Genomic DNA, 13978 nt, shown 5'->3' with positions numbered 1-13978 from the left:
CTGTCGGCAGGCACGCTGCGGCGCTCATCGCACAACCTTGCCCTCAAGACCGGCGGCAGCGGCATCTCCGGCTCCGGGTATCTGCATTTCGAAAACATCGCGGACAACCGTATAATCGTAATAACCCATGCGCGCGATCGGCTGCAGTTTCGCGATATCAAGCTTTCCCGAACCATCCACATAATCGTCAGCCACGTGAATGCGTTCAACCCTGGCAAACACCACATCCACCGTACCGACCGGTGAGTTGCCGTCCAGCGTATGGGTGGACAGGTAACGGCATTCATAGTGGGCCGGCGCTTCGGCGACGCGCGGCGCAGCACAGTGAACGCTCTCACCCTTGCTGACGCCTGCATGAGTGAACTCATCTTCGTCCGCGGCAAGTGCGGTGGCTGATATGTTGACGGCTTCACGCAGGTCCCACGTCGCCATGTTCCAGACAAACCAGCCGGTCGCCTGCGCGTTCGCCACGGTATCCTTGACCCGCCCGTCCGGATACCGGTTTGCCGCAAACATGACCATGGGCGGATCAAAAGTCAGGTTCTGCCACTGGCTGTAGGGTGCAAGGTTCGCCACGCCGTCCTGACTGATTGTCGACAGCCATCCGATTGGCCGGGGCACGGTGCAGCTCTTGAAGGGCGAATAGGGCAGCGGGCAGGCCTCCCGCCCCGGATCATATTCCAACTTCGCCTCCCCAATTCCAGTTCGCGGCCATAACAGAGCCGTTCAATCTACACCGGTCAACTCAGACCTTGAGGATCAGTTTACCGAAATTGCCACCCGTATAAAGCAGCTTCAGTACATCCGGAAACGCATCCAGCCCACCGTCGCGGACGTCTTCCTTGAATTTCAGCTTGCCTTCCTTGTACCAGGTGCCGAGCTGTTTATAGGCCTCCGGGTACTTGTCGATGAAATCGAACACGATGAGCCCCTGCACCCTCAACCGGTTCACCAGTATGGACCGGAAGTTGTACGGACCCGGCACCGGGGCTGTGGCATTATAGGCTGAAATCAGCCCGCAGATGGCAATTCGGCCCTTGAAATTCATCAACGGCAGGATCGCATCCAGTATGTCGCCGCCGACATTTTCAAAATTCACGTCAATGCCATCGGGACAGGCGGCTTTCAGGTCATCGGCCAGCCAGCCGTTCTTGTAGTCAACGGCAGCATCGAAACCGAACTCGTCTTTCAGAGCCGCACACTTGTCCGGGCCGCCGGCAATACCGACGGTGCGGCAGCCGTAAATGTTGGCGATCTGGCCGACAACCTGGCCGACGGCGCCGGAGGCGGCTGACACCACCACGGTTTCTCCCTTTTGAGGTTCCCCGACATAGGTCAGCCCGCAATAGGCTGTCAGGCCCGGCATGCCGAGACCGCCCACCCAGGTCTGCAGGGGGGCCAGCGAGGTGTCGGCCTTGGCCACGCCCTGCCCGTCGGTAATGGCGTGCGACTGCACCCCGAGCAGGCCGGAGACCGTGTCACCCTCCTTGAATTTCGGATGGCGCGAGGCATCCACCGTGCCGGATACGAAACCGCGCATGACCTCGCCGATGCCGACGGGCGGCACATAGGATTTTGAGTCGTTCATCCACCCGCGCATGGCCGGATCAAGCGAAACATAAGCTGACTTCACCCGAAACTGGCCTTCTGCAGGATCGCTCAATGCCTCTTCGGCGATTGCAAAATCCTCCCGCTGCACCTCACCATGGGGCCTGCGAGCCAGCCGGACAGTCTTGTTCATTGTCATGTTGTCTGATTTTCCTTCTTACGCCTGCTGCTGCGCCCGGCGCAGCCACATTCCCAGTAAGAACACAGCGAAGCACACTGCAAGCGACAGCGGAAGACCGTGTGGCCCCATTGCCTGCATGGCGCCGCCGGCAATCAGTGACCCCGCCAGCGCACCTGATCCCCACATTGTTGCAAACGACGAGGAGCCCGCGATCAACTGGTGACCGGTATAGCGATCTCCCAATATGGCCAGCGCGCAGGTATAAATACCGTAGCCGGTGGCCCCGACCGCGAACAGCACCGGCCATTGCACCCAGCTACCCGCCACCAGCGGCAGTACCAGCAGCAAGGCCAGGGTCATCGCCCCCAGCGCAGCCATTACGGTGCGCCGGTCCTTGTGGTCGATCAGCCAGCCGATCGGCAACAGCAGGATGACATTGCCGACAATCAGCACGGTCAGCATGTTGGACGAAGCGGCCAGGTCGTAACCCAGCCTGACGCCGTAGACGGGAATGAGGCTCAGGGTCGCCGCATCGAACACGGCGAAGATGAACACTGCTGCAAGCAGGATCGGTGCCTTCGGGATGAAGGCGAGGATATCACCCCAGCCGGCGTGGGCTTCCGCCTCAAGCCTCTCTTCACGGATCATAGCAATGGGAAGCGTAGCGACAACCAGAACGGCCGCGCCGATGGCAAACGGCAACCAGCCGTCAATGCCGATTAGCGAAATCAGCAACGGCCCTGCCCCGAAACTGGCCGCCAGTGCCGCACCGTAGATTGCCACCACCTTGCCGCGCGATCCCGGGTCGGCATATTTCACCACCCAACTTTCCGACAATACGAACAATGTCGACACGATCATGCCGTGGACCAAGCGCAGGACGAACCAGGCTTCAAGCGATGGGAACACTTTGTAGCCCAGCAGAATGAATGCCGCTGAGAATGCTGCCGCAATCGTCACCGTTCGCGCACCGTAGCGCCGCGCCAGCACCGGGATGAAAACGGAAAACACCAGGATGCCGAGCGGCGACATGGCCGCGTTCATGCCGATAACGGTTTCCGACACCCCGCGACGCTCAAGCAGCAGCGACAGCAAGGGGTAAGTCAGCCCCATGGCAAAGCCGAACACGATGATGGCAGCACATGCCGCAAGCAGGTTACGGCGCCGGACACTCGGGTGGATGTCTGCAATAACAGTCATGGATCATGACTGGACACGAGGCCGCCAATAGGGTCAAGCCACGGCCCGGTCAATACTGTCATGCCCCAGGGTCAGAGCTGTTTTCGCCAACTCTGCCGCACCAGATGGCCACCGGAAACCGCAAGCAGCACGGCAAACACAACATAAGGTGCTGCCAGCACATAAGGCAGCGTCTCATGTCCGGCGACCTTGAAAATCCATCCTGTCGCCGACGGGCCGATAATCCCGCCAATCCCCCACATGGCTGCCACCGCAGCGGATCCAGCCACCAGCATAGGCCCCTTGAACCGGTCTCCCAGCGCAACCAACGCCAGTGAGTAGAGTGCATAGGCACACGTGCCCAGCGCCACGGCCAGCGGCCAGGCCAGCCAGGTCTTGATGACCAGCGGCATTGAAAGTGCCAGTGAACAGGTGCCGAGCGTAGCAATCCAGATCACCCCACGCCGCGACCAGCGGTCAGCAAGCCAGCCGATGGGCAACTGGAAAAGGGCGGCGCCAGCCACCGCCGCGCCGAGCAGCCAGGCCGCGGTCGACAGTTCCAGCGAGAGGCGAACCGCATAGATCGGGAAAAACGACAGCATGATCGAATCGAACAGGGTCATGGTCAGCACTCCCAGCAGCAACAGTGGTGCTGCCAAGGCAAACACAATCATGCCGGTCTTTTCGCCACTCTCGTCCGCCTTGAATTCAGACCCGTCAAGCCGGATCAGCAGAAGTGGCAGCGAACCCACCGCGATGAACGCAGCACCCATCACAAACGGCAGCATGCCTTCAGTACCCGCAAACGGCAGTATCGCCGTACCGGCTCCGAAACCGGTCGCCATGACCGTGGTATAGATTGCTGTGGTGCGCCCCCTGTTTTCATCCGCTGTAAAATGCATCAGCCATGCTTCCGACAGCGTGAACAGCGCGCCAGCTGCCGCACCCAGCGCAAACCGGATGGCAAACCAGGCCGGCAGGCTGGTGAACCACCCCATGGCCAGTATCGAGGCAGCCAGGCACGCCATCGCGATCCAGGCGATCGGCGCGCTCGATCTTTTGGCCACAAGACGCGGCAGTATCACCCCCATCACAATGATGCCCAACGGCGACATGGCCGCGTTCAGCCCTATAATTCGCTCGTCGACACCGCGTGCCTCCAGCAGCAGGTTGAGCAACGGATAGGTCAACCCCATGGCGACATCGGCGCCGAACACCAGTGTGATGGCGCCAATTACGTTACGCCTGGCAACTGATGTCGCAATACCGGATTGCGTATGCTCGTTCAGGGCCATTTCACGGAAGGAGGCATGGATGACAGGATCGAATTGACATTACCACCGGTTTTCAGTCCGAACAGCGTACCGCGGTCATACAACAGGTTGAACTCGACATAGCGCCCGCGCCGGACCATCTGCTCCTCGCGATCTTCATCCGTCCATGGCGTGTCCACATTGGCCCGCACGATATCGCAATACGATTTCTCGAAGGCAAGGCCGGTGTCTTTCACGAACGCCAGGTCTGCACTCCAGTCGCCGCTGTCGAGATAGTCAAAGAAAATGCCGCCGATACCACGCGGTTCGTTACGGTGCTTGAGCCAGAAATACTCGTCACACCATTCCTTGTATCGCTTGTAGTCGGCCACGGCATGCGCATCACAGGCGCCCTTGAAAGCCGCATGAAACGCAGCTGAATCGGGATCTTCCTGGGTGCGCCTGCGCATCAGCACCGGCGTCAGGTCTCCACCGCCGCCAAACCAGGATTTCGACGTCACCACGAATCGGGTGTTCATGTGCGCCGTCGGCACGTGCGGATTCCACGGATGGGCAATCAGCGAGATACCGGATGCCCAGAACCGCGGATCCTGGTCGGCACCGGGTATCTGCTTGCGGAATTCCTCGGAAAACTCCCCATGCACGGTTGAGCAGTGCACGCCCACCTTTTCAAACACGCGGCCTTTCATGATCGACATGACACCGCCGCCGCCATCATTTTCCCGGCTCCAGGGCGTGCGCTCGAACCGGCCGGCCGGCTCCGCCGTCATCGGTCCCGAGGCAAGCTCATCCTCAATTCTCTCGAGGCTTGCGCAAATCTGGTCGCGCAAACTTTCAAACCACTGCCGGGCCGTGGCCTTGTTGGATTCAAGTCGAGTGTGAATATCTGTCGATGTTTCAGTCATGCGCAGGACAATAATCCGGCATTGCGGGATTTGGGAAGTGCGGCAGAAGCATAGCTGATGCTCAGCTTGTCTGCCACGCGGTCTGACGCATAGCTTCTCCAGCGATCATGGCCGTGGCCACCGCCACATTAAGCGAACGGGTTCCCGGCTGCATGGGAATGGAGATGTGATGGGCAACCGTGTCCCGAACGTGATACGGGACACCCGCACTCTCCCGGCCCACAAGCAATATGTCATCGGTCTGAAAACCGAACCCGGTGTACGCTGTTTCTGCCTGGGTGGTGGCAAGGACGATGCGCCTGGCTGCCATTGCCGTCAGGAATGTCTGCCAGTCCGGTTGGCGGACAATGTCAGCCTGATCGATGTAATCCATGCCTGCACGCCGGAAATCGCGGGTGTTCCAGACGAACCCCGCCGGTTCAATGATGTGGATGGTCAGCCCGAGACAGGCTGCCAGCCGCACACTTGTCGCCGCGTTCTGGGCAATGTCCGGTTGATAAAGTGCAATTTCGATCATGTATGCAGCCTTTGGAAACTCGCCGGTCTGGAACCATCAATTCAGGCCAACTGGGACAGCGCGCCTGTCTTAACTCTTCTACAGTAGTCGAAACTGCGAAGGAGACATTTATCATGTGCGACGACACCGCCGAAGGAACCGCCATACCAACCGAATTTATCAACAATGATCGCGCACGTGTCACCGAGTGGCGGTTTAAGAACCGAGGCGACAATACCGGCTGGCATCGTCACGAGTACGATTATGTCGTCGTGCCGTTGTTTGACGGCATCCTTGAGATTGAGACGGAAAGCGGTAGCAGGACGACAGGAGAAATGAAAACCGGCGTGCCCTATTTTCGCGAGGCGGGGATAGAACACGACGTGATCAACGGGAATGATTTCGAATGCGCATTCGTAGAGATTGAACTGATGAAATAGCTTGTTATCGATGCATCCCGGAATCCGCTGCTGCCTGCTGGATTTCCTGTGGCTTTGGCGTGGCGGCTGTGTATCATCTGAGCTTCGACAGACGATCAAAATGCCGAAATCAAAAACCGTGGACGTGCGACACTTCATATCTGGACTTTCAACCGCGCGAATGCCACAAACCGGTCCCATCTGTTCAGCGTCGTGGCAGAATTATGACGAACGTGAACGGGTGGGGTATTTAATAAGGTAAGCCGAACGAGGGGTAAGCCCGTGTCAACTGCTGAAGCACCAGACGAAGACCGTCGAGATTTTCTCTATATAGCCACCGGCGCGGTTGGCGCCGTCGGCGCAGCCGCACTGGCCATTCCACTGATCGACCAGATGAACCCGTCAGCCTCCGTGCTGGCGCTGGCCTCTATCGAGGTAGACTTGTCTCCCATTGAGGAGGGCCAGTCCATCACGGTTAAATGGCGCGGCAATCCGGTGATCATCCGGCATCGCACCGCCAAGGAAATCGAGGAGGCAAAGGCTGTTCCTATCGCAGATCTGCCGGATCAGGACGCCCGTAACGCCAATGTGGCGGACGGCAGCGAGGCAACTGACACAAACCGTGTCGTGGACGGCAAGGAACAGTATCTGGTCCAGATGGGCGTCTGTACTCACCTGGGCTGCGTTCCGATCGGCAATGAAGGCGAATATGACGGCTGGTTCTGCCCGTGTCATGGCTCGCACTACGATACCGCTGGCCGCATCCGCAAGGGTCCCGCTCCAGAAAACCTTCATGTCCCCGAGTATGCATACTTGAGCGACGCGAAGATCAAGATCGGCTGAGGGAACACATCATGAGCGGACACTCTACTTACAATCCGACCAACCCAGTCATGAAATGGGTCGACGACCGGTTGCCGTTGCCGCGGCTTATGTATGACAGTTTCGTCACCTATCCGGTGCCCCGTAACCTGAACTACTGGTACACGTTCGGCGGCATCCTGATGATCATGATGGTCTCGCAGATCATCACCGGCATCGTACTCGTCATGCACTACACACCTCACGTTGACATGGCGTTCGATTCCGTTGAACACATTCGCCGCAACGTGAACTTCGGTAACGTGCTGCAGAAATGGCACGCCGTTGGTGCATCATTCTTCTTTATCGCGGTCTATATCCATATCGCCCGCGGCATGTACTACGGCTCCTACAAGGCGCCGCGAGAAATCCTGTGGATGCTCGGCGTGGCCATTTTCCTCGTCATGATGGCGACCGGATTCATGGGGTATGTATTGCCATGGGGTCAGATGAGCTTCTGGGGTGCCAAGGTTATCACCAACCTGTTCTCCGCCGTGCCGTTCTTCGGTGAGGCGATCGTGACCTGGCTGTGGGGCGGTTTCTCGGTGGATAACGCCACTTTGCAACGCTTCTTCTCGCTGCACTACCTGCTGCCTTTCGTTCTGGTTGGCGTTGTCATCCTGCACGTTTGGGCCCTGCACGTCACCGGCCAGGGCAATCCGACCGGTGTTGAAGTGAAATCCGGACAGGACACGCTTGCGTTCACGCCGTTTGCCACCGTCAAGGATGCGTTCGCACTGTCGGTGTTCTTCATCGTGTTCACGGCATTTGTGTTCTTCGCGCCTGATTATCTCGGCCACTCGATCAACTATGAAGAAGCCAACCCGCTGGTGACGCCGGAACACATTGTGCCTGAATGGTATTACCTGCCGTTCTACGCGATCCTGCGTGCCGTGCCGGACAAGTTGTTGGGTGTTGTTGCCATGTTCGGTTCGATCCTGGTGTGGTTCATCCTGCCCTGGCTCGACACCTCAAAGGTCCGTTCAGCGACGTACCGGCCAATCTTCAAACAGCTGTTCTGGTTGTTGATGATCGACTTCTTCGTCCTGGGTGTCGTAGGCGCCAACCCGCCGGAAGGCTGGTGGATCACCGTTGGCCAGATCGCCACCGTGTACTACTTCGCTCACTTCCTCATCCTGCTGCCGCTCGTCGGACTGCTTGAAACGCCGAAACCGCTACCATCGTCCATATCGGATGCGGTGCTGGCGAAGAACGCCGACAAGCAGCCCGCAGCCCAACCGGCTGAGTAACAGCAGCATTCAGGAGACAATTCAATGAAGACGACAAAAACACTCCTTGCTGCCATTGCTCTTGGAACCTCCCTGGTTCTGGGCGGCACGGCTGCCATCGCGGCGGGCAAGCAGAAAAACGCCGAAGACATCGACTTCTCCTTCGAAGGTGTCTTTGGCCATTTCGACCGGGCGCAGTTGCAGCGCGGCTATCTGGTTTACAAGGAAGTCTGCGCCGCGTGCCACTCGCTGAACCAGCTGGCCTATCGCAATCTTTCGCAGCCCGGCGGGCCGGAACTGTCGGAAGCCGAGGTGAAAGCCGTTGCTGCCGAAGCAAGCGTAATGGATGGCCCCAACGGCGAAGGCGAAATGTTTGAACGTCCGGGCTTGCCGGCTGACAAGTTTGCCAGCCCGTTTCCCAACCGGGAAGCGGCAATGTCTGCCAATGGCGGAGCTTATCCGGTTGACCTGTCGCTGATCACCAAGAAACGCGAAGGCTACCATTTCCCGTGGTATGTATCGCCATTCATCAAACTGGTGAAGGGTAATGGCGGGCCGGAATACGTTCGCTCCGTGCTGATGGGATATCAGGAACCGCCCGCAGACGCAGCCAAGGATGCGCCGGAAGGCAAATCCTACAATCCGTACTTCTCGGCAGGTCCCTGGATTTCGATGGCAGCGCCTCTGTCAGAAGATTCGGTTGAATATGCTGACGGCACCAAGGCCAGCGTTGAGCAGATGTCGACGGATGTGGCAGCCTTCCTGACCTGGGCCGGCGAACCGAAAATGGAACAGCGCAAGTCAATGGGCTTCCAGGTTGTCCTGTATCTGATCCTGCTGTCCGTGCTGCTGTTCCTGACCAAGAAACGTGTCTGGGGCCGCGAACCGCACTGATCCCGGCAGCGATCGGGATATTTTTGAACAACAAGCCCGGATGGAAACGTCCGGGCTTTTTCAATCCGGAGCACAATTGAATGAGCAAAGCAGTTCTCGGTATTGTCGGCGGATCCGGTGTCTACGACATCGAAATGGACAATGCCCGCTGGGAGAAGATCGAAAGCCCCTGGGGCACCCCTTCCGATGAGGTTCGCCGCGGTGAGATCGCCGGATTGCCGGTGGTGTTTCTGCCACGTCACGGCCGGGGCCACAGGATACCGCCCGGCGATATCAACTACCGTGCCAATATCGATGTCCTGAAGCGCGCCGGCGTCACCGATCTTGTGTCTGTGTCCGCCTGTGGCTCTTTCAGGGAAGACCTGCCGCCCGGCACCTTTGTGATCATCGACCAGTTCATCGACCGCACCTTTGCCCGCGAAAAAAGTTTCTTCGGCACAGGCTGCGTCGCGCATGTCTCCGTTGCCGATCCTATTTCACCATTGCTGGCCGATGCCCTGGAGGCCGCAGCGACGGCGGAGGGCATACCGCATGCCAGAGGCGGCACCTATCTGTGCATGGAAGGCCCGCAGTTCTCCAGCGTCGCTGAAAGCAAGCTCTACCGGCAGTGGGGTTGTGACGTCATCGGCATGACCAACATGCCGGAAGCCAAACTGGCTCGCGAGGCCGAGATCTGTTACGCCACAGCCGCCATGGTGACCGACTTCGACTCCTGGCATCCTGATCACGGTGCGGTGGACATCACCTCCATCCTTGAAGTCATGCGCGCCAACGTCTCCAACGCCATCAAGCTGGTGACGCGACTGGCCCGCGACCTGCCCGGCGAGCATCAGCCCTGCCCGATCCATTCAGACACCGCGCTGGAATTTGCCATCATGACAGCGCCTGAAAAACGCGACGCGGACCTGCTGGCAAGACTTGATGCCGTAGCGGGCCGCGTGTTGAACCGATAAAACTGAACCCTGATTTCTGGTGACAAATGAACCTTGCCCGCCTTATCGCCGATATGCCCAAGGCAGAACTGCATCTGCATATAGAGGGCACGTTGGAACCGGAACTGATGATGCAACTGGCCAGCCGCAACCAGGTCACCCTGCCCTATGCCACCGTGGAAGACATCCGCCAGGCCTATGAGTTCAACTGCCTGCAGGATTTTCTTGATGTCTATTACCTGGGCATGTCGGTACTGCTGAAGCGGGAGGATTTTTTTGATCTCGCCTGGGCCTATCTGGAAAAGATGGCTGCGCAGAACGTCACTCACGTTGAGGTCTTCTTCGATCCGCAGGGCCACACATCGCGCGGTGTCAGCTTTGACACCGTGCTCTCCGGCCTCACCGATGCGTTCGACAAGGCCAGGCGGGACTTCGGTATAAGCTCGAAACTGATCATGTGTTTTCTGCGTCATCTCAGTGAGGAAGAGGCATTCGACACGCTTGAACATGCCTGTTCGTGCAAGAGCCACATCCACGGTGTCGGCCTGGACAGCTCCGAAAACGGCCACCCGCCGTCAAAATTCAGACGTGTCTTTGCCGAAGCCCGCGATCAGGGTTTCACGCCGGTTGCTCATGCCGGTGAAGAAGGCCCGCCGTCTTATGTCACCGAAGCGCTGGATGAGTTGCACATAGAGCGCATCGATCACGGCAATCGGGCGCTGGAAGATCCCGCACTGGTCAAACGCATCGCCGACAGCGGCATGGCCATGACCGTGTGCCCGTTGTCCAACAAGCGGCTTCAGGTCGTGCCTGATCTGGCAGACCATCCCCTCCGGCTGATGCTGAACGCCGGTATCTGCGCCACGGTCAACTCCGATGACCCGTCTTATTTCGGCGGCTATGTGAACGACAACTACCTGGCGGTCGCGGATGCGTTGGGTCTGACGCATGCGGAAATTGTGCAACTGGGACGCAACAGCTTCATCGGCTCTTTCATGAACGATGCCGACAAGCGCGCCGCTGTTGCCCACTTCGATGATTTCGTCGATAAAGCCAATTAGAGAGTTTTACCAGAACACATAGGATTGCCTGATGGACCTTCGCAACGGCTTTGACATTCGCCGCCATATCCGCACCATTCCCGATTATCCCAAGCCGGGTATCAAGTTTCGCGATATCACGACCCTGCTGGCCAACAAGCATGCCTTTCGCGCAGCCGTTGATGAACTGATGTGGCCATTCCTGTCTGCCGGTGTGGATTACGTGGTCGGCATTGAGGCACGCGGGTTCATCCTGGGCGGCGCCATCGCCCACGAGCTCGGTCTCGGCTTCCTGCCGATCCGCAAGAAGGGCAAGTTGCCGCGCAAGGTCATCGGCAAGGACTACCAGCTGGAATACGGCGTCGACACCATCGAAATCCACGCAGATGCTATCTCTAAAGGTGACAAGATCCTGCTGATCGATGATCTGATTGCAACCGGCGGCACGGCGGAAGCGGCCATTGACCTGATCCAGGAGTCCGGCGGCGATGTTGTCGCGGCCGCCTTCATTGTCAGCCTGCCGGACCTCGGCGGCGCACAAAAACTCATCGACAAGAACATCAAGGTGCATCGCCTTGTGGACTATGACGGGGAATAGACATGGCTGACCTGGACACACTGGCTGCATTTTTTGTCGCCACCATGATTTTTGCCTACATGCCAGGCCCGGCTCTGCTTTACGCCACTGCCCAGACCATTGCACGCGGCCGCAAGGGCGGGCTGATGGCGGCATTCGGCATTCATCTGGGCGGCTATGTCCACGTTATCGCCGCCGCCCTTGGCCTTGGATTTCTCCTGTCTCAGGTGCCGACTGTCTATCTGGTCATCAAGTTTGCCGGTGCCGCATATCTGGTGTGGCTGGGAATTCGGATGATCACCCAGCGTATCGAATCTGATACCTCTCAACCTGCAGCGCCAAATCCGCGCCGGACCTTCGCCCAAAGCATACTGGTCGAGGTGCTGAACCCGAAGACGGCGGTGTTCTTCATAGCGTTCCTGCCACAGTTCGTTGACCCGGCAGCTTCGCTGCCGGCATGGCTGCAGTTTCTGGTGCTGGGCACCATCGTGAATGTGGCTTTCTCGTCAGCTGACCTTGTCGCCGTCGCGCTGGCTCATCGCATCGTGGGCCGGATCAAGCAGAGCCTGCAAGGCCAGCGTATCGCCCGCTGGATCGGTGGCTCGATACTCGCCGGACTTGGCCTGCGGCTTGGTCTGGAAGGCAGCGGAAAGTAACCCCATGAAAGTTGCAGGAAAAGCCTACCGCTCGATCTGGCTCAATGACGATGGCTGGCGGGTCGATATCATCGACCAGACCCGGCTGCCGCATGAATTTGAGATTGTAACGCTGAAAACGCTCGAAGACGCAGCCCGGGCCATCGAGATCATGCAGGTGCGTGGCGCGCCGCTGATCGGTGCGACTGCCGCGTATGGCATCTGCCTGGCCCTGCGCCGTGACCCGTCCGATGAAGCTCTTGAAGCAGCAGACGCCAGGCTGCGCCGCACCCGGCCAACCGCTATCAACTTGATGTGGGCGCTGGATGAGATGCTGGCCACCGTGCGCAACCTGCCGCGCGATGACCGGCTCGCTGCAGCCTACAAACGGGCTGGAGATCTTTGTGACGCCGATGTGGAAACCAACGCCGCCATTGGCCGCAACGGGCTCAAACTGATCGAGGACATCGCAGCTGGCAAGCCCGGTGAGACTGTTCATATCCTGACCCACTGCAATGCCGGCTGGATCGCAACCGTCGACTGGGGCACGGCACTTGCCCCGATCTACATGGCGCACGACAAGGGTATCCCGGTACATGTGTGGGCGGATGAAACCCGGCCGCGCAACCAGGGCGCGGCCCTGACCGCGTGGGAACTTGGCAGCCACGGCGTGCCGCACACCATCGTGGTCGACAATGCCGGCGGACACCTGATGCAGAAAGGCCAGGTGGACCTGGTCATCACCGGCACCGACCGCACCGCGAGCAATGGCGATGTCTGCAACAAGATCGGCACCTATCTGAAAGCGCTGGCGGCACAGGACAACGACATCCCGTTCTATGTCGCCCTGCCGCACTCGACCATAGACTGGTCCGTGGCCGACGGCGTCGCCGACATCCCCATCGAGGAACGTGACGGCGACGAGGTGACCCACCTGAGCGGGCGGGCAGATGACGGGTCCATCGTCAAGATACAGGTGTCGGCTCCCGGTTCGGGCGCCGGCAATCCGGCCTTCGATGTCACCCCTGCCCGCCTTGTCACCGGGCTCATCACCGAACGCGGTGTCTGCGAGGCATCCACTGAAGGCCTGTTGTCATTGTATCCGGAGCGCAAGACATGAGAGATGAAACATCCTTTCGCCGTGAGGTGGTCGAAACCGCCCAGGCAATGAGCGCAAAGGGCCTGTCGCCGCAGCGCTCCGGCAATGTATCTGTGCGCATTGAAGACGGTATTCTGGTCACCCCGACCGGCCTGCCCTACGCCGACTACCAACCGGAAGACATGGTCAAAATGTCGATGCATGGTGTCATTGCGCCAGACCAGAAAAAACCGTCTTCGGAAGCCCCGTTTCATCTGGCCATCTACGACGCCTTTCCCGACGCCAAGGCCATCGTGCACTGCCATTCCATGGCAGCCACGGCACTCGCGTGTGCCCGCATGCAAATCCCGGCATTTCACTACATGGTGGCTGTTGCCGGCGGCAAGAAGATACCGCTGGCTGACTATGCAACCTTTGGCACCGAAGAGCTGGCGGTAAGTGCGGTCAGTGCGCTGTCGGGTGGCTACAAGGCATGTCTGCTGGCCAACCATGGCCAGATCGCCTTCGCCGGCAATCTCGGCAAGGCGCTGGAATTGGCGGGAGAGGTCGAAACGCTTGCCCGGCAGTACATTGACGTGCTCGCCCTGGGCGGCGGCCATGTTCTCGACGACGAGGAAATGGACCAGGTGATCGCCCGGTTCAGGAGTTACGGCAAGCAGGCGTAATCAGCATTTCCGTGACGGCGATGCTGGCCACTACAACCATGTCT

General features: G+C 59.0%; 16 protein-coding genes. 10 read left to right on the top strand and 6 right to left on the bottom strand.

The genetic code is table 11. The features are described 5' to 3' along the window. Positions 1–24: 24 nt before the first annotated feature. The 6 genes from DHN55_RS10010 to DHN55_RS09985 all read right to left on the bottom strand — a co-directional run bounded on the left by DHN55_RS10010 (position 25) and on the right by DHN55_RS09985 (position 5604). Positions 25–684, bottom strand: coding sequence for a flavin reductase (locus tag DHN55_RS10010; protein ID WP_108881149.1), 660 nt, complete (start codon positions 682–684; stop codon positions 25–27). A gap of 61 nt (positions 685–745) precedes the next feature. Then, entirely contained in the window at positions 746–1747 is a 1002-nt protein-coding gene (locus DHN55_RS10005; protein ID WP_108881148.1) for a zinc-binding dehydrogenase, read from the bottom strand. 18 nt (positions 1748–1765) lie between these two features. Continuing rightward, positions 1766–2929 carry an MFS transporter gene (locus DHN55_RS10000; RefSeq protein ID WP_108881147.1) on the bottom strand — a complete coding sequence of 388 codons (1164 nt, stop codon included), beginning with the start codon at positions 2927–2929 and terminating at the stop codon, positions 1766–1768. A gap of 71 nt (positions 2930–3000) precedes the next feature. Continuing rightward, positions 3001–4203: an MFS transporter gene (locus DHN55_RS09995; protein ID WP_108881146.1), complete on the bottom strand. Its 1203-nt coding sequence runs from the start codon at positions 4201–4203 to the stop codon at positions 3001–3003. Next, entirely contained in the window at positions 4194–5087 is an 894-nt protein-coding gene (hemF, locus tag DHN55_RS09990; RefSeq protein ID WP_108881145.1) for an oxygen-dependent coproporphyrinogen oxidase, read from the bottom strand. Before hemF ends, DHN55_RS09995 begins: the two co-directional genes overlap by 10 nt. Positions 5088–5148: 61 nt before the next feature. Further along, positions 5149–5604, bottom strand: a complete 456-nt coding sequence (locus DHN55_RS09985; protein WP_108881144.1) for a TrmH family RNA methyltransferase — start codon at positions 5602–5604, stop codon at positions 5149–5151. A 113-nt stretch (positions 5605–5717) separates the two neighbouring features. Here DHN55_RS09985 and DHN55_RS09980 point away from each other — a divergent pair, with 113 nt between their 5' ends. The 10 genes from DHN55_RS09980 (at position 5718) to DHN55_RS09935 (ending at position 13934) form a co-directional block, all read left to right on the top strand. Further along, positions 5718–6023: a cupin domain-containing protein gene (locus DHN55_RS09980; protein WP_108881143.1), complete on the top strand. Its 306-nt coding sequence runs from the start codon at positions 5718–5720 to the stop codon at positions 6021–6023. A gap of 261 nt (positions 6024–6284) precedes the next feature. Continuing rightward, positions 6285–6845, top strand: a complete 561-nt coding sequence (petA, locus tag DHN55_RS09975) for a ubiquinol-cytochrome c reductase iron-sulfur subunit (RefSeq protein ID WP_108881142.1) — start codon at positions 6285–6287, stop codon at positions 6843–6845. An 11-nt stretch (positions 6846–6856) separates the two neighbouring features. Beyond that, entirely contained in the window at positions 6857–8113 is a 1257-nt protein-coding gene (locus DHN55_RS09970) for a cytochrome b N-terminal domain-containing protein (protein ID WP_108881141.1), read from the top strand. A gap of 24 nt (positions 8114–8137) precedes the next feature. Beyond that, on the top strand, positions 8138–8986 hold the full coding sequence (locus DHN55_RS09965; protein WP_108881140.1) for a cytochrome c1: 849 nt from the start codon (positions 8138–8140) through the stop codon (positions 8984–8986). Between the two features lie 80 nt (positions 8987–9066). Then, a complete protein-coding gene (locus DHN55_RS09960) occupies positions 9067–9939 on the top strand; it encodes an S-methyl-5'-thioadenosine phosphorylase (RefSeq protein ID WP_108881139.1) in 873 nt (290 codons plus the stop codon). Positions 9940–9965: 26 nt separating this feature from the next. Further along, positions 9966–10979, top strand: coding sequence for an adenosine deaminase (locus DHN55_RS09955; protein WP_108881138.1), 1014 nt, complete (start codon positions 9966–9968; stop codon positions 10977–10979). Between the two features lie 31 nt (positions 10980–11010). Next, positions 11011–11556 (top strand): adenine phosphoribosyltransferase, encoded by a 546-nt coding sequence (locus DHN55_RS09950; protein WP_108881137.1) that lies wholly within the window; start codon positions 11011–11013, stop codon positions 11554–11556. A 2-nt stretch (positions 11557–11558) separates the two neighbouring features. Beyond that, positions 11559–12191 (top strand): LysE family transporter, encoded by a 633-nt coding sequence (locus DHN55_RS09945; protein WP_108881136.1) that lies wholly within the window; start codon positions 11559–11561, stop codon positions 12189–12191. 4 nt (positions 12192–12195) lie between these two features. Then, positions 12196–13290, top strand: a complete 1095-nt coding sequence (gene mtnA, locus DHN55_RS09940; RefSeq protein WP_108881135.1) for an S-methyl-5-thioribose-1-phosphate isomerase — start codon at positions 12196–12198, stop codon at positions 13288–13290. Further along, positions 13287–13934, top strand: a complete 648-nt coding sequence (locus DHN55_RS09935; RefSeq protein WP_108881134.1) for a class II aldolase/adducin family protein — start codon at positions 13287–13289, stop codon at positions 13932–13934. Before mtnA ends, DHN55_RS09935 begins: the two co-directional genes overlap by 4 nt. Positions 13935–13978: the final 44 nt, after the last annotated feature.

The sequence above is a fragment of the Anderseniella sp. Alg231-50 genome (assembly GCF_900149695.1).
Lineage (GTDB): Bacteria > Pseudomonadota > Alphaproteobacteria > Rhizobiales > Aestuariivirgaceae > Anderseniella.
Note: the sequence above shows the minus strand (reverse complement) of the source record. Positions and strands in the feature narration are given on the sequence as shown.